Origin of the sequence: Labrys sp. 22185, assembly GCF_052045555.1 — a bacterium.
In the GTDB taxonomy this organism is placed as follows: Bacteria; Pseudomonadota; Alphaproteobacteria; order Rhizobiales; family Labraceae; genus Labrys; species Labrys neptuniae.
In genome coordinates this window covers 148548-166705 of sequence record NZ_JBQEPH010000002.1, presented here as the reverse complement: position 1 = coordinate 166705, position 18158 = coordinate 148548, and the positions used below count along the sequence as shown (strand labels likewise).

Annotated in this window: 18 protein-coding genes; 9 read left to right on the top strand and 9 right to left on the bottom strand. The window is 63.1% G+C overall.

Features of this window, described 5'->3' with window-relative positions; translation table 11 throughout:
- A complete protein-coding gene (locus ACTJKX_RS05290; protein WP_440724595.1) occupies positions 1 to 1179 on the top strand; it encodes an ABC transporter substrate-binding protein in 1179 nt (392 codons plus the stop codon).
- A 1-nt stretch (position 1180) separates the two neighbouring features.
- Positions 1181 to 1930, top strand: coding sequence for a cyclase family protein (locus tag ACTJKX_RS05285; protein WP_440724594.1), 750 nt, complete (start codon positions 1181 to 1183; stop codon positions 1928 to 1930).
- A 25-nt stretch (positions 1931 to 1955) separates the two neighbouring features.
- Here ACTJKX_RS05285 and ACTJKX_RS05280 read toward each other — a convergent pair whose 3' ends face one another.
- Positions 1956 to 2861 (bottom strand): LysR family transcriptional regulator, encoded by a 906-nt coding sequence (locus ACTJKX_RS05280; protein ID WP_440724593.1) that lies wholly within the window; start codon positions 2859 to 2861, stop codon positions 1956 to 1958.
- Positions 2862 to 2978: 117 nt separating this feature from the next.
- Between ACTJKX_RS05280 and ACTJKX_RS05275 the strand changes: the two genes are divergently transcribed.
- The 4 genes from ACTJKX_RS05275 to lysM all read left to right on the top strand — a co-directional run bounded on the left by ACTJKX_RS05275 (position 2979) and on the right by lysM (position 6748).
- On the top strand, positions 2979 to 4292 hold the full coding sequence (locus ACTJKX_RS05275) for a purine-cytosine permease family protein (protein WP_440724592.1): 1314 nt from the start codon (positions 2979 to 2981) through the stop codon (positions 4290 to 4292).
- Positions 4293 to 4339: 47 nt separating this feature from the next.
- The gene (locus ACTJKX_RS05270) at positions 4340 to 5053 is read left to right on the top strand and encodes an SDR family oxidoreductase (RefSeq protein WP_440724591.1); all 714 of its coding nucleotides are present in this window, start codon (positions 4340 to 4342) and stop codon (positions 5051 to 5053) included.
- Positions 5050 to 6066, top strand: a complete 1017-nt coding sequence (locus ACTJKX_RS05265) for an S-methyl thiohydantoin desulfurase domain-containing protein (RefSeq protein WP_440724590.1) — start codon at positions 5050 to 5052, stop codon at positions 6064 to 6066. The genes ACTJKX_RS05270 and ACTJKX_RS05265 overlap by 4 nt, the downstream gene beginning before the upstream one ends.
- A 196-nt stretch (positions 6067 to 6262) precedes the next feature.
- Positions 6263 to 6748, top strand: a complete 486-nt coding sequence (lysM, locus tag ACTJKX_RS05260; protein WP_440724589.1) for a peptidoglycan-binding protein LysM — start codon at positions 6263 to 6265, stop codon at positions 6746 to 6748.
- Positions 6749 to 7179: 431 nt separating this feature from the next.
- Here lysM and ACTJKX_RS05255 read toward each other — a convergent pair whose 3' ends face one another.
- The 5 genes from ACTJKX_RS05255 to ACTJKX_RS05235 all read right to left on the bottom strand — a co-directional run bounded on the left by ACTJKX_RS05255 (position 7180) and on the right by ACTJKX_RS05235 (position 11966).
- Positions 7180 to 7998: a carbohydrate ABC transporter permease gene (locus tag ACTJKX_RS05255; protein WP_149250883.1), complete on the bottom strand. Its 819-nt coding sequence runs from the start codon at positions 7996 to 7998 to the stop codon at positions 7180 to 7182.
- A 40-nt stretch (positions 7999 to 8038) separates the two neighbouring features.
- Complete coding sequence (locus ACTJKX_RS05250) at positions 8039 to 8956, bottom strand: carbohydrate ABC transporter permease (protein WP_367622770.1); 918 nt, start codon at positions 8954 to 8956, stop codon at positions 8039 to 8041.
- Complete coding sequence (locus ACTJKX_RS05245) at positions 8953 to 10287, bottom strand: ABC transporter substrate-binding protein (RefSeq protein WP_440724588.1); 1335 nt, start codon at positions 10285 to 10287, stop codon at positions 8953 to 8955. Before ACTJKX_RS05245 ends, ACTJKX_RS05250 begins: the two co-directional genes overlap by 4 nt.
- Before the next feature lie 56 nt (positions 10288 to 10343).
- Positions 10344 to 11003 carry a GntR family transcriptional regulator gene (locus tag ACTJKX_RS05240; protein WP_311936031.1) on the bottom strand — a complete coding sequence of 220 codons (660 nt, stop codon included), beginning with the start codon at positions 11001 to 11003 and terminating at the stop codon, positions 10344 to 10346.
- Between the two features lie 75 nt (positions 11004 to 11078).
- Complete coding sequence (locus ACTJKX_RS05235) at positions 11079 to 11966, bottom strand: dihydrodipicolinate synthase family protein (RefSeq protein WP_440724587.1); 888 nt, start codon at positions 11964 to 11966, stop codon at positions 11079 to 11081.
- A 207-nt stretch (positions 11967 to 12173) separates the two neighbouring features.
- On the opposite strand from ACTJKX_RS05235, the gene ACTJKX_RS05230 reads away from it, so the two are divergent.
- Positions 12174 to 12665, top strand: coding sequence for an MEKHLA domain-containing protein (locus ACTJKX_RS05230; protein WP_440724586.1), 492 nt, complete (start codon positions 12174 to 12176; stop codon positions 12663 to 12665).
- Between the two features lie 4 nt (positions 12666 to 12669).
- Here the strand turns inward: ACTJKX_RS05230 and ACTJKX_RS05225 are convergent, their stop codons facing one another.
- Both ACTJKX_RS05225 and ACTJKX_RS05220 read right to left on the bottom strand, forming a co-directional pair.
- Positions 12670 to 13149, bottom strand: coding sequence for a DUF2938 domain-containing protein (locus ACTJKX_RS05225; protein WP_311936024.1), 480 nt, complete (start codon positions 13147 to 13149; stop codon positions 12670 to 12672).
- Between the two features lie 65 nt (positions 13150 to 13214).
- Positions 13215 to 13745 (bottom strand): regulatory protein RecX, encoded by a 531-nt coding sequence (locus tag ACTJKX_RS05220; RefSeq protein WP_440724585.1) that lies wholly within the window; start codon positions 13743 to 13745, stop codon positions 13215 to 13217.
- 132 nt (positions 13746 to 13877) lie between these two features.
- On the opposite strand from ACTJKX_RS05220, the gene ACTJKX_RS05215 reads away from it, so the two are divergent.
- Positions 13878 to 14534, top strand: coding sequence for an HAD-IA family hydrolase (locus ACTJKX_RS05215; RefSeq protein ID WP_367622774.1), 657 nt, complete (start codon positions 13878 to 13880; stop codon positions 14532 to 14534).
- Positions 14535 to 14574: 40 nt separating this feature from the next.
- On the opposite strand, the gene arfB is transcribed toward ACTJKX_RS05215, so the two are convergent.
- Positions 14575 to 15000, bottom strand: coding sequence for an alternative ribosome rescue aminoacyl-tRNA hydrolase ArfB (arfB, locus tag ACTJKX_RS05210; RefSeq protein WP_367622775.1), 426 nt, complete (start codon positions 14998 to 15000; stop codon positions 14575 to 14577).
- Positions 15001 to 15144: 144 nt separating this feature from the next.
- Here arfB and uvrA point away from each other — a divergent pair, with 144 nt between their 5' ends.
- Positions 15145 to 18069: an excinuclease ABC subunit UvrA gene (gene uvrA, locus ACTJKX_RS05205; protein WP_311936011.1), complete on the top strand. Its 2925-nt coding sequence runs from the start codon at positions 15145 to 15147 to the stop codon at positions 18067 to 18069.
- Positions 18070 to 18158: the final 89 nt, after the last annotated feature.

Below are 18158 nucleotides of genomic sequence, written 5' to 3'. Positions count from 1 at the left end.
ATGTTGACGTTGAACAGACGCAGAACCCTCGCCCTCGGCCTGTCGGCCGCCGCCTTGCTGGTACATGCGGGACCCGCGCTCGCCGCCGATCCGATCAAGATCGGCTATTCGGCCAATCTCACCGGCGTGCAGGCTTCGCTCGACGGCCCCATGCTGAACGGCGCCAAACTGGCGGCGCAGGAGATCAACGCCGCCGGTGGTGTGCTTGGAAGGCCGATCGAACTGGTGACCTATGATTCCAAATCGGACGCCACCGTGATCTCCACCGTCGCCAGTCAGATGATCGACAGCGACAAGGTCGTCGGCATCATCGGCTTTGCGGATTCAGATTCGGTGCTCGCTATCGGCCCCCAGGTCCAGAAGGCGGAAATCCCCTTCGTCACCCCCGGCGCCACGTCGCCCAAGCTGCCGGCCCAGCTCGGCAACGAGGTGTTCCTTGCCGCCTTCGGTGACAATGTCCAGGCGGCCGTGGGCGCGGAATTCGCGCTCAAGACGCTGAACGCCAAGACCTGCTACCTGCTGACGGATATCGGCACCGAATACACCACCCTGCTCTCCGACTATTTCGTCAAGGCCTATGAGCATGGCGGCGGCAAGATCGTCGGCAAGGACAGCTACAAGATCGGCGACAAGACCTTCACCGCACAGATCGCCAAGATCAAGGCCCTGCCCGAAAAGCCAGCCTTCGTCTATGCGGCCGCCAATGCCGAGGAGATCGGGCTGATCCTCAAGCAGTTGCGTCAGGCCGGCATCACCCTGCCTGTTGTGGGTGGCGACGGCTACGATACGCCTTTGCTGCTGCAGGTCGGTGGCGAGGCCGCCAACGACACCTATTTCACCACGCACGCCTTCATCGGTGATGGCGCCAGCGCCAAGGTGAAGGCCTTCATGGACGCCTACCAAAAGGCCTACAACACCGCGCCCGAAAATGCCTTTGCCGCACTCGGCTATGACGCAGTGAAACTGATGGCCGACGCCATCAAGCGGGCTGGTGCGCCCGAGCCCGCCAAGATCCGTGACGCGCTCGCGGCGACCTCCGGTCTCGATGGCGTGACGGGTACGATCACCTACCGCCCGAATGTCTCGGTGCCGGACAAGTCCGTCTCGGTGATCGGTGTCAAGGGCGGCAAGCTCACGCTCGCCGGCGAGGCTGCACCCTCCTTCGTGGCGGAGCCCTGACATGGCCGCGCCGCTGTCCTTGTGGGAGGTCTATCGCGCCGCATTCGCCGGCGCGATCTTCACCGACCTGAGCCACGCCTTCCACCCCGGGCAGCCTCGCTTCTCGGCCTTCCCGGACGAGGAGCGCCAGCTCGTGTTCGACTATCCCAAGGGCGATGCCTTCCAGGTGCATCGCTACGCCTTCGTCGGGCAATGGGGCACGCATGTCGATCCACCCGTGCATTTCATCGAGGGTGGACGCGCCGTGGACGATTTGCCCGTCAGCGACATGCTGCTGCCTCTGGTGGTACTGGACATCCGGGAGAAAGTCGCCGCCAATCCCGATGCGACGCCGGAGCCGGGTGACATCACGGCCTGGGAGGAGCGCAACGGGCCCATTCCAGCGGGATGCTTCGTTGCCCTGCGCACCGGCTGGTCAAGCCGCTGGCCGGATAATGAGCGTTTCTACAACCGCTCGGCGGACGGCGTTTCCCATTGTCCCGGCTGGTCACGGGCGGTGCTCGAAGAACTGTTCGAGAAGCGGGGCATCGCCGCAATCGGCCACGAGCAGATCGACACCGATCCCGGCATGGCAACCTCGCAGGGCGATTTCAGCCTCGAACACTACGTCCTCTCGCGCGATCGCTGGCAGGTCGAGCTGCTCGCCAACCTCGACGGTCTGCCGGAAGCCGGCGCCTTGATCATGGCAAGCTGGCCGAAGGCGAAGGGAGGCTCCGGCTTTCCGGCTCGCGCCGTCGCCATCCATCGCTGAGACATTGCTCACCTTACTGAATGCTTCAGCCGAATCCTTGGAAGTGTCCGACCAACGCATCGATCATCACACGCGCGCGCAGACTGAGATCGCGGCGGTGGGGCCAGACCGCGTAAATCGGCAGGCTGTCCGGGGCGTATTGCCCGAGAACCACGACGAGGCTGCCGTTCTGGATGGCTTCGGCGACGAGCCAGGCTGGAACTTGTGCAACGCCGAAGCCGGCCAACGCGGTCTCGGCAATCGCCTCATAGCTGCCAATGCTCAGTCGCCCTGCTACCGCAAGGCTCAGCACCGTTCCATTAATGGCCCGCAACTGCCATCCCTGCGGCTTGCCGCCTCGGACATAGCCAATGCAAGCGTGAGCGGCGAGGTCTTCGGGATGCGCCGGCGTGCCGTGATCGCGCAGATAGCTGGGAGCGGCACACGTCACGATCCTCTGCTCGCCCAGCCGCCGCGAAACGAGATCGGCCGGACGCCCAGGTTGGCCGATCCGAACGGCGATGTCGACATGATCTTCCACCAGATCAATGAGATGGTTCGTAAATCCGACCTCGATCTCGATCCCCGAATGCCGGCGAGCCACATCCTGAATCACCGGCATGACGACACGGCGTCCGAGCAGTTCCGGTACGCTCAGGCGAAGACGGCCGGTAGGCTCGCGCCTTCGCGAGGACAACAGCCCTTCCGCCAGATCGAGTTCGCCAAAGGCGCGCATGCACGCGTCGAGATAGAGCTGCCCCTCTTCGGTCAGGGACAAGCGGCGCGTCGTGCGCCGAAACAGGCGAACGCCCAACCTCTGTTCCAATCGAGCCACGGCCTTGCTCACGGCCGACCCCGTCAGGTCGAGTTGTTCTCCGGCAGACGCGAAACTCTCGCTGCGTGCCGCTTGGGCAAAGATTCTTGAAGCGCTGAGCAGTTCGCCGGCGATCATCTCGGCCTCCTTATTCAGGAATCTATTTCCATAGTAAAGGGATCTCTCGTCCGAGAAGAGAAATCAATCCTCCAATATAGTTCTCCCATACAGCAAGAACCGGAATGGGAGACGAGGATGGCCGGGCACGGCGCTACCAAGGTTCATGACGATTATGCCCTGGGCCGCATGCCCGGCTCGGCACGACACAGCTGGATCGCGGTAGCGATGCAGCGTTTCGGCCAACTCTCCTGCCTGTCGCAATTCATGCTCGGAGCCACCCTCGGCTACGGCATGAACTTCTGGGATGCCTTCCTGGCGCTGACATTGGGCGCGGTGATCCTGGAGGTCGTCGCCATCTTCATCGGCATCGCCGGCCAGCGCGAGGGATTGGGCATGGTGATGCTGTCGCGTTGGGCCGGCTTCGGCCGGCATGGTTCGAGCCTGCTTTCGCTGGTCGTCACCATCAGCCTAGTTGGCTGGTTTGCCGTTCAGAATGCCGTCTTCGCCGCCGGCATCCAATCCCTGCTCGGCGGGCTGCCATTGTGGGCGTGGTCGCTGCTCTGCGGCCTGGCCGTCACATTGGTGGTTGCCTATGGAATTTCAGCAATGGCCTGGCTCGCCTACGTCACGGTTCCCGCTTTCCTGCTGCTGGCGGGCTGGTCGATCCTGGCGGCCTTGCAACAACATTCCCTTGCTGACTTGATCGCCTCGCCGGCTCCCGGACCGCACCTCAGCCTCACCCAAGGGGCGACACTGGTCGCCGGCGGTTTCATCATCGGCGCTGTGGTGACGCCGGACATGAGCCGCTTCAACCGCTCACCGTGGGATGTGGTCAGGCAGACCGTGATCAGCATCACCTTCGGCGAATATCTGATCGGCTTAGTCGCCGTGCTGCTTGCCCATGCCGTCAAGAGTGCGGATGTCGTTGCGATCATCGTCACCACGACCAATATCGCCGGCACGATCATCCTGGTCACCTCGACCATGAAGATCAACGACTGGAACCTCTATTCCGCCTCGCTCGGCAGCGTGAGCTTCCTGGATGCCGTTCTCCGTTGTGCCGTCGACCGCCGGATCGCCACCATAGCCGTGGGCTTCCTGGGTACCCTGCTCTCGATTTGGGGCAGGCTGGAGCAGTTCACGCCGTTTCTGCTCTTCCTCGGCACGGCGGTTCCGCCGGTCGGAGGCATCATGATCGTCGACTATTTCGTACTCCGGCGCAGCCGCGCCGCCCTTGATGCCTCGGCGCTCAGAAACGAGGTTCCCGGCGAAATCGAAGGCTGGAACCTGCCCTGCCTTCTAGCCTGGGCGGGCGGCCTCGCCACGGGCCTGTGGTTCGATGTCGGCATTCCCTCCCTCAATGCGCTGGTCGTGGCCGGCATCGCTTATTGGCTGCTGGCCCGCCTGCTGCCCGCTCCGGCACGACGGTTCTCGTCCAGCCAGGCCTGAAACCTTGCGCCCCATTGAATATACACACGTATACAAAAGGAAAAGGCATGTTTGAAAACAAGAGACTTGCCGTCATCGGCGGAACCTCGGGGATCGGCTTCAGGGTCGCCGAAAAGGTCGTTGCGGCGGGAGGCGAGGCCGTGATCGGCGGCCGCGATGCCAAACGCCTGGAAGCGGCACTTGTCCGGCTCGGATCGCGGGCAAGCGGGCATCTCGTCGACAATCGCGACCAGGCCTCGCTCAAGGCCTTCTTCCGGGCTGCCGGAGCGATCGATCTGCTCTTCACGCCTGGCGCGAGCTATAGCCGCGGCCGCATCGACGAGGTCAGCGACGACGTCGCCGAAAGCTCGTTCAAGTCGAAATTCTGGGGGCAATACTACGCTGTCAAGCACGCGCTGCCCTCCTTGTCCAAGGACGGTGCCGTCGTGCTCATGGCGGGTGCCTATAGCGTCCGGCCGGCTCCGAATGGCGCCGCCTACGGCGCCTGCAACGCGGCGTTGGAGGGGCTTGGCCGGGCACTCGCCGTCGAACTCGCGCCGATCCGGGTCAATGTCGTCTCGCCAGGCACGATCGACAGTGAACTCTGGCAGCGCCAGCCGGAGGCGACCAGGCAGGATGCCTTCCGCTCTTATGGCGACCTTGCCCTGCTCAAGCGCGTGGGCACGACAGACGAGGTCGCGGAGACGGTGCTGTTCCTGTTGTCCAACGGCTACATGACCGGCTCCACGCTCTATCCCGATGGCGGATTTGCGCTGCGATGACCCGCATCCTGACCCATGGGGATATCGAGCCGGCGGTGCTCGGCGGAGCCATATTGGGCGGCGGTGGCGGCGGTTCGGTCGAGAAGGGGCTGGCGGCAGCCCGGCAGGCTCTCGAAGCGGGAACCGTGCAACTGGTGCCGATCGAAAAACTGCCGCAGCAGGCCCTTACCGCAACGGTGGCGTTGGTCGGCGCTCCCTCCTCGCCGGATGCCCATGTCGACGCGGAGCAATATATGCAGGCCCTCACCTTGCTTCACCAGGCCGCGCCCGGTATCGCCGCAATCAACACCAACGAGAATGGTGCCGAAACCACGGTGAATGGCTGGTTGCAATCAGCCAGGAGCGGCCTGCCTTTGCTCGATTTCGCCTGCAATGGCCGCGCCCATCCGACCGGCCTGATGGGGGCTCTGGGGCTCCACCGCCAGACCGCTTTCCGCTCTCGCCAGGCCGTGGCCGGCGGCCGGGGTGGGCGCGCCCTTACCGGCGTCATGGAGGGAGACCTGCGCAGTGTCGCCGAACTCGTGGGACGGTCTGCCGTCGAGGCCGGCGGCATGATCGCCGTGGCGCGCAACCCAGTCTGCCTCGCCTATGCCCGGGCAAACGGAGCGCCGGGCGCCATCACCCAGGCGCTGGCGGTGGGCAATGCCCTGATTACGGCGGGGCCGCAGGGGGTCGCGACCCTGCTCGGGGGGCATCTGAGCGAGCTTTCGCTCGTGTCCCGCTATGTCTGCCAACGTCGGCAGGGCCTCGATGTGGGAAAAGCAGAGCTCGACGACGGAACGATCCTGACCTTCGTCAATGAATACATGACATCTGAACGCAAGGGGCAGCGGGACGCCACCTTTCCGGATCTCATCATGACCATCGACGCGGGCGGCATGCCCCGTCCTTCCTCCTCCCTGCGCGAAGGAGAGGCGATTAGGTTGCTGACGGTTCCTCGTGACAAGTTGCTACTGTCGGTCACGATGGATATGCCGGAGCTTCTAACCCCTGTTCTAGCGATGATTGAGTAATCGCTAACTGATTGGTTGGATTCGCCCTTCTTTCACCTGTCAGGCAGGTATGAGTGCCATCAACAACACTGCGTTGCCGACTGCTTCGACATGCCCTGCACTTGCAGTGCCCGCGCGGCTCGAATCCATGTGACCGCACAACCGTTCCATGCTAGCCTCCCTTTAGGTAATTTTGCCTGACACGCCTGGAGTGAACATGGGACTGTTCAATTTCATCAAGGACGCCGGCCATAAGATGTTCGGTTCGAGCAAGGCCGAGGCGGCGCCAGCAGCGCCGGCGGCAGCGGCTCCCACCGACATTGCCGCGCTGGTGAAAAAGCAGATCGAGGATGCTGGCCTCAAGGCCGAAGGCTTGAATGTGTCGGTGGACGGCGACAAGGTCGTCCTGGGTGGCATGGCTCCTTCCCAGGAAATCGCCGAGAAGATCATTCTTACCGCCGGCAACAACAATGGTGTGGCGCAGGTCGACAGCCAGCTTGGCGTCAACACCCCCGGAACGCCCTCGACCATGTATACGGTGGTGAAGGGCGACACGCTCTGGGCCATCGCCGAGAAGCATTACGGCAAGGGCAAGGGCAATCTCTACAAAGAGATCGTCAAGGCCAACACCCCGCCGGTCAAGGACCCCGACCACATCCTCCCCGGCTGGGTGCTGCGCATTCCGCCGATCGGGCAGGCCTGAGACCGTTCGACTTTACGGTTGAAAATTCGAACCCGGCGAGCTCCCTCGCCGGGTTTTTCTTTGCGTCGCCCTATAAAAGCTGCGGGCTAATAGCCCCCCAACGGAATACCTTCGATGCTAATCATGCAGGTCTTTCGGAAGGGTTCCACGCCATCCAGCAATGGCAGGGCGATCGCTGGCGCTGGACGAATGGGCGGGGCACCATCGCTTCCAGCTTGTGGGCAGACGCCGTCGGTGTGGTCACCCTCGAGATCGAGCTGGCACGCGATCGAGGCCGAATGCGTGCCTGGCTTGAGCCAACCGATTACAGCCTCCCTCACGACAATGCATACGCGTCAGAAAACGCTGCGTAATTCCTGACTGGCATGGGGTGATGGTGGAGGCTGTCACCAAGCACGGTTCTGCCATGTGGAAGTGGCAGGAGATATCCCTTACTTCACTGCCCCCGCCGTCAAGCCTGCCACGATCTGGCGCTGGGCGAACAGGGTCAGCAGCAGCACCGGCAGCGTCACCACCAGAGCCGCGGCGGCGAGCGGGCCCCAGCTCACCTGTTCGAAGGACAGCATGTTGTAGACGGCAACCGGCAGGGTGCGCGTCTCGCGGCTGGCCAGCACGATGCCGAAGACGAAATTGTTCCAGGAGAAAATCACGGCCAGGATCAGGGAGACCACGATGCCTGGCTTGGCGATCGGCAGCGCCACTTTGTAGAAGATCTGCCAGCGCGAGGCGCCGTCGATCATCGCCGCCTCTTCCAGTTCCAAAGGCGTCGTCTCGAAATAGCCGATCATGATCCAGATCACGATCGGGATCGTCACCACCAGGTGGATGATGATCTGCGGCCAGAGCGTGCCGAGCAAGCCGAGCGACTGGAACAGAAGGAACATCGGTATCAAGAAGGACAGACCCGGCGTCATGCGCGCGATCATGATCACCATCGCTGCCTTGTCGGCCTTGATGCGGGCGATGCCATAGCCAGCCGGCACTCCGACGATCAGCGCCAGCGCCGTGGCCGCGCCGGTGACGATCACGCTGTTCCAGAAATAGCGCAGGAAATCGTTGGTGGCGAAGATCTCGGTGTAGTTCGACCAGGCGAACTGCTCGGGGATCAGGATCGGCGGATAGGCGCCATTGTCGATCTCGTATTTCAGCGAGAGCGACAGCATCCAGATGAAGAACAGCAGTGCCGGCGACACCACGACGAAGCCGAGAAAGAGCGTGCCGGCGAGACGCAGGAGACGTCGAGGTGTCATCGACCGAAGCTTCATCATCCAAATACTCATCATCACCGCCTCACGTGTTCCATTTCGCACGCTGGCGCAGATGCAGCAGCACCAGCGACATCACGATGATGATGATGAAGAACACCACGGCGATCGCCGAGCCGTAGCCGATGTCATAATAGGAGAAGGCCACGTTGTAGAGATAGAGATTGATGGTCTCGGAGGCCGTGCCCGGGCCACCCTGCGTCATGGCATAGATGATGTCGAAGCTCTTGAGCGCATCGATCGAGCGGATGATCACCGCGATCATCATGAACGGCAGGATCATCGGCAGCGTGATATAGCGGAATTTCTGCCAGGCATTGGCCCCGTCGATCTCCGCGCCCTCGAAGGGCTCGCGCGGCATCGAGGCCAGTCCACCAAGCACGATGAGCATGATCAGCGGCGTCCATTGCCAGGTCTCGACCAGCACCAGGGAGGGGATCACCGTGCCCTGCTCGAAGATCCAGGCCTGGGCCGGAATGCCGACCAGCGACAACAGATAGTTCAGCACGCCGAGCTGGGGGTGGAACATCATGGTCCAGACCAAAGCCACGGCGACAGGCGTCGCCATCATCGGCATCACGAAAATGCCGCGCAGCAATCCACGCAACGGCATCTTCGAATCGAACACCAGGGCCGCCAGCGTACCCAGGATCAGCGGCGCCACCACCGAGAGCACGGTGTAGGTGAGCGTGTGCCACATCGACTCCCAGAACCGCATATCGCCGGCAAGGCGGATATAGTTCTCCAGCCCCACGAAGCGCGGCGCCGAGCCGACCTGCCAGGCGTTCGCGCTCATGCCGACGGTGAACAGCCAGGGAAAGACGATCACCGCCGCTACGAGTAGGAGTGCCGGCAGGATGAAGGGCCAATAGCCCGGCCTCAGCGGGCCGGACGCACCATTGTTCGTCTGGACGGACACCACGGCCGGGCTTTCGACGCTCATTGCGCCTCGCTGCGGGCGAGCACAGGCTTGAAGGCTTCCGTCGCCTTCTTCATCTCGGTCGCCGGATCGGCGCCACCGAGCAGATTGGTCAGGCCCACACCGATGATGTCGCGGAACTCGGTGACCGGGATGATCACGGGAAGCCCGAGCTGGCTGATCGGGGCCGATTGGGCCACGCAGTCCACCCAGGCACCTGGCATGGTGACGCCTTCGCGTACCTTGGCGTCGTTCAGGATCGAATTGCGGAACGGCACGCCCGCTCCGGCCTGCAGCAGCCGTGCCCCCATTTCCTTGGAAATCGCCCACTGGCAATAGAGATAGGCCGCTTCCTTCTTGGCCGAGGCCTCGGTGACGCCGATGCCGTCGCCGAAGGTAGCGGAGGCCTGCGCCGCCGGCCCCTTGGGCATCACGCCATAGCCGACCTTGCCGACCACGCGGGACTTCTGCGGATTTTCGAGCGGCGGGGCGAAACCGACACCGTCGAGCCACATGCCGACCTTGCCCTGCAGGAAGGCGGACTGGCATTCAGCCCAATTGAAACCGGTAACGCCGCGCGGCGCCGACTTGGTCATCAGGCGCTGATAGAGCGCGGCAGCCTCGATCGCCTCGGCGGAATCGGTCTGCAGCGAACCGTCGGCGCCGACGGGGTTCTTGCCATGGCCGAGCAGGAAGCTGGTCCACACCGGCACATTGGCATTCTTGGCGCCGCGAGCCACGAAGCCCGCAATATTGTTGCTGGCATCCGTGATGGTTTCGGCCGCCTTGACCATCTCCTCGAAGGTCTTGGGATATTCAAGCCCCTTGGCGGCGAACAGGTCCTTGTTCCAATAGACGATCCAATAGTCCACCGAGAAGGGCAGCGCGCCGAAGCGGCCATTCTTGTCCTTGGCGAAGGCCAGGCCAGCGGCGGCGAAATCGCTTTCGACCAGGGAAGGATCCGTCAGCTCGGGGTTCTTGAGGAACGGACCGAGATCGGCCAGCCAGCCGGCCTTTTCGAACTGGCGCTTCTGCACGTGATAGCTGACGTGGATGACGTCGAAACTCGGCTTGCCAGAAGTCAGCTCGATCACCGCCTTCTGGCGCTGCTGCTGCTCGGGCGTCTGCTCGGCATTGACCTTGATGCCGGTCAGTTCCTCGAATTCCTTCTGATATTTCTGCAGCGTATCGCCACGCGGGCTCTTGATCAGATTCACCTCGAGCGTGGTGCCGGCATATTTCTTCCAGTCTACCGCCGCGAAGGCCGGCCAGATACCGGTGAGACCGGCAGCACCGAGTGCGGCGGAACCGGCCAGGAATTGCCGGCGCGACGGCTTCAACAAATCAAAACTCATAGGTTCCTCCTCCCAAAGCTTCTTCTGGATCGTCTGTCTCGTGGATCGTCCCGGCGCTAGACCTTCAGCGCCAGGGCACGGGCGTTGTTGATGTGTTCGGCAATGGCGTCCACGGCCCTTTGCGGCTCTCTGCTCTCGATGGCATCGAGAATGGCAAGGTGCTCGCGCATCACCGGCACCACGCGACCGTCGATACGGAAACGCTCCTGGTTGATCAGGCGCATCTTGATCGAGTTGACGCGGTAGGCCTTGGCGATGATCTCGTTGCCGATGGAGTCGATAATGGTGTCGTGCAGGTTCCAGTCGGTCGCCTGCGCCTGTTCCACCATCTCGGGCGCCAGATCCTCCGACAGTCCCCGGGCCAGCATGTCCTCGTGCTCGCGGCGCAGCTTCGCCAGCAGGCCATCGGACGCCGACACTGTAAAAAGGGCCACGGCCTCTTTTTCGAGGAAGAGACGGAACTGAAAGGCGTCTTTAATGAGGTTGAGGTCAATATGGGCGATCTGGATGCCCCGCTGGGGAATGGTGGAGAGCAAGCCCTCCGCTTCCAGGCGCGGTACGAGTTCGCGGATGGCGCCGAGCGGCAGGCCGGTCAGGGCCACCAGTTCGCGCTGGGATACGAATTGGCCGGGACGGACATCGCGCGCCAGCAGGTGGCGGGTGAAACTGGCATAGGCCTTTTCCCGCAACCGCAGCGGTTCGCCGCCTTCCTCCATTCGCCCCCCTCCCTGGTCCGGAGCAATGCGATTTTTGCCGAATCGCACCTTTCTCCAGCCTCTATTGCGACGCCTTTAGGCTGCCTTCGTCTGTCCGATGCGATCAAACAGGCCCGCCAGCTTCTTGGCATCATTCTCGGGCAACGTCACCAGCGGCGCCCTTGTGGCCGACCATGCCGCATCGCCGGTACGATAGGCAACCATCGCCTTGACGGCCGGGATGACCGGATAGTGGACGAGTTCGTCGACGAAGGCGACCAGCCCCGCATCGTCCCGCCCCTCGTGAACCATGGGGAGCAGGCGCTCGGGACAGATATTCGCCATGCCGGAGATCGCCCCCTGCCCGCCCAGACGCACGCCGGCCGCCAGGCCTCGCTCGTCGCCGATCAGGATGGCAAGGTCACCATGGGCTTCCAGCAGAGACTTCGTAAACGGCCAATTGCCTGAGGAATCCTTGACGCCGGCCACCACCGACGGGAACGCCTGCTTCAGTCGCCCGATCAGGTCCACCGAAAGCTCCACGGCTGTGACCGAGGGAATGTTGTAGAGATAGACGCCCCTCGCCTTCGGCCCGACCGCCTCGAACACGGCGGCAAACCAGGCGAACAGGCCATCGTCCTGCAAGCCCTTGAAATAGGAAGGCGGTGCCAGCAGCACGCCGCGACAACCGGCATCGAGCGCCTGCCGCGCCTGAGCGGCAGCATCGGCAATGGCATTTGCCATCACGCCCACCACGATCTGCCGCGCCTCGATGCCGTCAGCCAGGAAGCCCGACAGCAAGATGTCGCGTTCAGCGGAAGCGATCGAGGCTCCCTCCCCGGTGGTGCCGAACAACGTGACGCTGCCGCAACCATTGGCAAGGCACCAGCGCGCATGGGCGACAGCGCGGGTGACGTCAACTTGCCCGTGGCCATCGAAGGGTGTGGTCAATGCCGCCGAAAGGCCGAACCGTTGATGCGTCATCCCAGTCTTCCATCGAATTTTCAATGTGCAATTATTGATAACAGACTGACATGTCAGTCGCAAGTCGGGTGGGAAATTTTGTCCGATCAATTTCCGCTGCCGGGCTTGACCGGTTGCCGCTAGGCGACGACATTCGCGGCGTCATCCAGCGGCTCTCGCTTCGGCGAGCCGGTCGCACGGCTCCATCCCTTCAACCGCCATCCGATCATGACATTCCCCCTTGGGCTCGCCGCGACCTGGCCGGACCTTGCCGGCAATGCGGATTTTGCTGCCCTGCTCGACCGCAGCCTCTGTCGCCTGATGGGGCACGGGCTTTTTCAAACCCTGCCAGGCAGCCGGCCAGACGCAGCATGGCTCTATGCCGAGGCGCCCTTCTGCCTCCTGGCCCACGACACCCAGCCAGATCCCATTTTCATCTATGGAAACAAGGCTGTACAGGCTTGTTTTGAATATGGTTGGGAGGAGTTGACGCAATTGCCATCCCGCCTATCGGCGGAATTTCCGGATCGAGACGAACGCCAGCGCCTGCTCGATACGGTCAGGAGCCAGGGATTCATCGCCGATTATCGCGGCGTGCGCATCGCCAAATCGGGCCGGCGCTTCTTCATCGAGAATGCCACCGTCTGGGAGGTCATCGACGAGGCCGGCATCCGCCATGGCCAGGCCGCCATGTTCGCCTCCTGGCGCGACCTGCCCTGATCCGTCAGCGGATGATCAGGGCCGTTCCCCACAGGCCGATCGCGAATACCGTGTGCGCAACCAGATTGAGCAGGCGCACCTTGGTGGGATTGGGCGTTTTCGACGCAGCCCAGCCAATGCCGAGCCCGGGTTGCAGCAAGAACCAGCCAGCCCCCACCGTGACGATGCCGAGGATCCAGGCCGGCAGGAATGTCGGATTCGCCAGCCAGGCCCCTCCGGCGAAGACCACCAGGATCACGCCGTAGAGAATGCCAACCACGTAATGGCCAATCCAGCCCAACGCCAATTCATGGGCATAGGGTGCGGCCTTGCCGATATCGTCATGGAAGACGCGGCCCTCTTTCAGATGCCAGAACCAACGGCCGACAGGCGCCCAGTTCGGCAGGTTCTCACCGAAGAATTTGTGCAGCAGGATCGCCCATAGATCCATCAGGATCGTTGCACCAACGCCGATCGCAACGCCGCGCCAGAAAAGTTCGAACATGCCGATTCCGCCAAGAGGACTGTATTCATCATACAAAACACGCTGCGCTCGGCAGACGCAAGATTTCAAATTTCGAGAAGAGCGCGGATTTCGTCGGGATCCGCGATGATGATGCGGCGTGCCAGCGAAACGGCAAAGCCACCGCGTGCCAATATAGCGATTTCCCGTTCGATCTCGGCTTCCTTGTCCGTCCGGCGCCAGGGACCGATGCGCCGGCGCTGTGCCAGCCGTGCAGCGGCCCTTTCTTCGGCTGCGTCACTTTCCTCTCCCGCAAGAGCCTCAGCCACCAAAGTGCGATCGACGCCCTTGGCAGCCAGGGCAGCGCCGATCCGGCGCGCCGAAAGGCCCCGGCTGCGTCCGGCGTGAAGGCGTGCCTCCACAAAACTGGCGTCGTCGATGAAACCGAGCTGCCGGCAATAGCCGATCGTGCGCTCGATCAGGTCGGCGACGTCAGCTTCCGGACCCAATTTGCGGCGTGCCCTTCGCTGCAGGACCTGACGGAGGTTGGCGACGCTGGTCGATCGCTGGCCGAGATAATGGAGCGCGGACTTGCGCATCCAGCTTTCTTCGCAGCTCAGCGACGGGATGATGGACATGGCAGCCTCGAATCGTTGGAAAGAACTTGCCGGAACTCGTGGCCACGCGCCATCATCCCCCCGCTCGGACCTGGCTTGACAAGAATCGCGGCACGCCGGCCTCTGCACGTCTTCTTGGATCAGGCGGTTCCCATGTCCTTCTCTCTGGTGATTTTCGATTGCGATGGTGTTCTCGTCGACAGCGAGATCCTGTCGGCCGAAGTCGAGGCCGAGGCCTTGTCGGCCCTCGGCGTAAAAGTCACCGCGCATGACGTGATGCAGCGTTTCCTCGGCCTGACCCAGGAGGCCTTGGAGGAGCGCTTCGAGCACGATTTCGGACTCAAGCTGCCGCCGAACCATGCCGAAACCACACGCAGTATGCTGCGAGCGGCCTATGTAGAGCGTCTGGAACCCATTCCAGGCGTGCGCGACGTGCTCCAAAGCCTGCCTATGCCCTTTTGCGTCGCCTCCAACAGCCCACCTGCAAAGCTTGGTCTCGGCCTCAGCATCACCAACCTGTTCGAACTGGTCTATCCCAACATCTTCAGCGCGAAGCTGGTGGCGCGGGGGAAACCGGCGCCGGATCTGTTTCTCCATGCGGCAAAGGCGCTCGGCGCGGATCCCGCCGACACCGTCGTGGTCGAAGACAGCGTGGTCGGCGTCAAGGCAGCAAAGGCCGCGGGCATGACGGCGATCGGCTTCGTCGGCGGCCTGCACCATATGCCCCCCAGCGAGGAAACCCTGGTAGCGGCCGGCGCCGATCACATCGCCGAGACGATGGACGAGGTGAAGGCGCTGATCCTGGCATGAGCCAGGATGATGGCGGTCGGTAGCGGCGCGCTTCCAGATCTCAATCCATCGAAATCTTGCTGCCGCGTAGCGATTTGACGTTCGAGCGGCGCGATTTCGACTCAAGCCGCCGCGCCTTGGCGGCTTTGGAGGGCTTGGTCGCCTTGCGGGGTGGCGGTGGCGGCGTCGCCGCCTCGCGCAGAAGCGCAACCAGCCTCTCGCGGGCATCTTCGCGATTACGCTCCTGGGTGCGGAAACGCTGGGCAAGAATGACGACAACCCCATCCTGCGTCAGCTTGCGCCCGGCGAGCCTCTGAGCCCGGATCGCAACCTCATTGGGGAGTGAAGGCGAAGTACGGATGTCGAAACGCAATTGCACCGCCGTCGACAGCTTGTTGACGTTCTGTCCGCCAGGGCCGGAGGAGCGTACGAAATCCTCGACGATCTCGCGCTCATCGATGGACAGAGTTGGTGTGATCTCGATCATCCGGCCTGCATAGCGTATGGCTTGGCGCGCCGCCGCTAATTTCTGCGGATAAGTTCACGAATTGTTCTTGTCTTTTCGTACACCCTCCTTCAATTTGCGAGCCAAAGCGCCTATCTCAGGCTGAAAGCCCACAGGATCGTCCGTATGTCTGGCCGCCCCACCTCCGGCAGCGCTGTTCCATCGCCTGCCGATCGCCGCTTCATTACCGTGCGCGGCGCTCGCGAGCACAATCTCAAGAATGTCGATCTCGAAATCCCGCGCGACAAGCTGGTAGTCTTTACCGGCCTTTCCGGCTCGGGCAAGTCGTCGCTTGCCTTCGATACCATCTATGCCGAAGGGCAGCGCCGCTATGTCGAGAGCCTGTCGGCCTATGCGCGCCAGTTCCTCGAGATGATGCAGAAGCCGGACGTCGACCAGATCGACGGCCTGTCGCCCGCCATCTCGATCGAGCAGAAGACCACATCGCGCAATCCGCGCTCGACGGTGGCGACGGTCACCGAAATCTATGACTATATGCGCCTGCTCTGGGCCCGCATCGGCATTCCCTATTCGCCGGCGACCGGCCTGCCTATCGAAAGCCAGACGGTCAGCCAGATGGTGGACCGGGTCATGGCTATGCCGGAAGGCACCCGCCTGTTCCTGCTCGCCCCCGTCGTGCGCGGGCGCAAGGGCGAATACCGCAAGGAGCTCGCCGATTTCCTCAAGCGCGGCTTCCAGCGCGTCAAGATCGACGGCACCTTCTACGAGATCGCCGACGCCCCTGCCCTCGACAAGAAGCTCAAGCATGACCTCGACGTGGTGGTGGACCGCATCGTGGTGCGCGCCGACATCGCCAGCCGTCTGGCCGACTCCTTCGAAACGGCGCTCGAACTCGCCGACGGCATTGCCGTGGTCGAGCTCGCCGACCAGAAGGAGGCCGACGGCTCGCCCAAGCGCGTGATGTTCAGCCAGAAATTTGCCTGCCCCGTCTCCGGCTTCACCATTCCGGAGATCGAACCGCGGCTGTTCTCCTTCAACAATCCCTTCGGTGCCTGCCCGTCCTGCGACGGGATCGGCACCGAGATGACAGTCGATCCCGTGCTAGTGGTGCCTGACGAGACATTGTCACTGCGCAAGGGCGCGCTGGCGCCCTGGGCGAAGTCGACCAGCCCCTATTACAGCCAGACGGTCGACGCGCTCGCCAAACATTACAAATTCGGCGTGACCACGCCCTGGAAGGACCTGCCGGAAAAGGTGCAGCAGGTGTTCCTCTACGGTTCGGGCGAGGAACAGATCGTCTTTTCCTTTGATGACGGCCTGCGCTCCTATGAGACCCGCAAGGCTTTCGAAGGCGTGGTGACCAATCTGGAGCGGCGCTGGAAGGAGACAGATTCCGAACAGGCCCGCGAGGACATTTCGCGCTTCATGGCGAACACGCCATGCAAGGCCTGCGCCGGATTTCGCCTCAAGCCCGAATCCCTGGCGGTAAAGGTCACGCACAAGCATATCGGCGAGATCTCGGCGATGTCGGTGCGCCAGGCCCAGCACTGGTTCGAAGCGCTGCCGGCCGAGCTCAACACCAAGCAGAACGAGATCGCTGTCCGCATCCTCAAGGAGATTCGCGAGCGCCTGCGCTTCCTGGTCGATGTCGGCCTGGATTACCTGACGCTTGCCCGCAATTCCGGTACGCTCTCGGGCGGTGAGAGCCAGCGCATCCGCCTGGCCTCGCAGATCGGATCCGGCCTCAGCGGCGTGCTCTATGTGCTGGACGAGCCTTCCATCGGCCTGCACCAACGCGACAACGAGCGCCTGCTCGAAACGCTGCGGCGCCTGCGCGAACTCGGCAACACCGTCATCGTGGTGGAGCATGACGAGGATGCCATCCTGCAGGCCGATCATGTCGTCGATGTCGGTCCGGGCGCGGGCGTGCATGGCGGGCGAGTCGTAGCCCAGGGCACGCCGGCCGAGGTGATGGCCAATCCGGCTTCCCTCACCGGCAAATATCTGACCGGCCAGCTCTCGGTCCCGATGCCGGCCGAACGGCGCCGGCGCCAGAAGGGCAAGGCGCTGAAGCTCACCGGCGCCCGCGGCAACAATCTCAAGGATGTCTCGGTCGAGGTGCCGCTCGGCTTGTTCACCTGCGTCACCGGCGTTTCCGGCGGTGGCAAGTCGACCCTGCTGATCGATACCATCTACAAGGCCGTCGCCCGCAAGCTGAACGGCGCGCTGGAGCACCCTGCCCCCTATGACAAGCTCGACGGCCTGGAACTGATCGACAAGGTCATCGACATCGATCAGTCGCCGATCGGCCGCACCCCGCGCTCCAATCCGGCGACCTATACCGGTGCCTTCACGCCCATCCGCGAATGGTTTGCAGGCTTGCCCGAGGCGAAGGCGCGCGGCTATCTGCCGGGGCGCTTCTCCTTCAACGTCAAGGGCGGACGCTGCGAGGCCTGCCAGGGCGACGGCGTCATCAAGATCGAGATGCACTTCCTGCCCGACGTCTACGTCACCTGCGACGTCTGCAAGGGCAAGCGGTACGATCGCGAGACTTTGGACGTGCGCTTCAAGAACAAGTCGATCGCCGACGTGCTCGACATGACGGTCGACGAAGGAGCCGAATTCTTCAAGGCCGTGCCGACCATCCGCAACACCATGGAAACGCTGGCGCGGGTCGGCCTGGGCTATGTCAAGGTCGGCCAGCAGGCGACCACCCTGTCGGGCGGCGAAGCCCAGCGCGTGAAGCTCTCCAAGGAATTGTCGCGTCGCTCGACCGGGCGCACGCTCTACATCCTCGACGAGCCGACCACGGGCCTGCATTTCCACGACGTCGCCAAGCTGCTGGAAGTGCTGCATGAACTGGTCGACCAGGGCAATACCGTGGTGGTGATCGAGCACAATCTCGAAGTCATCAAGACGGCCGACTGGGTCATTGACATGGGGCCGGAGGGCGGCGACGGCGGCGGCGAGGTGGTTGCCGAAGGCACGCCGGAAGCGATCATCCGGGAGCCACGTTCCCATACCGGGCGTTTCCTGCGCGAGGTGATGGAGCGTCGCCCCCAGGGGCGCCGAGGCGAAGCAGCCGAATAACCCCCTGGGCAGGCGCCCTCGCCTGCATTCCAGCTTCCCGCGAACATGCGCAGCCAAGAGCCGGGGAGATTCCGCGCCCCGGGTCGCGC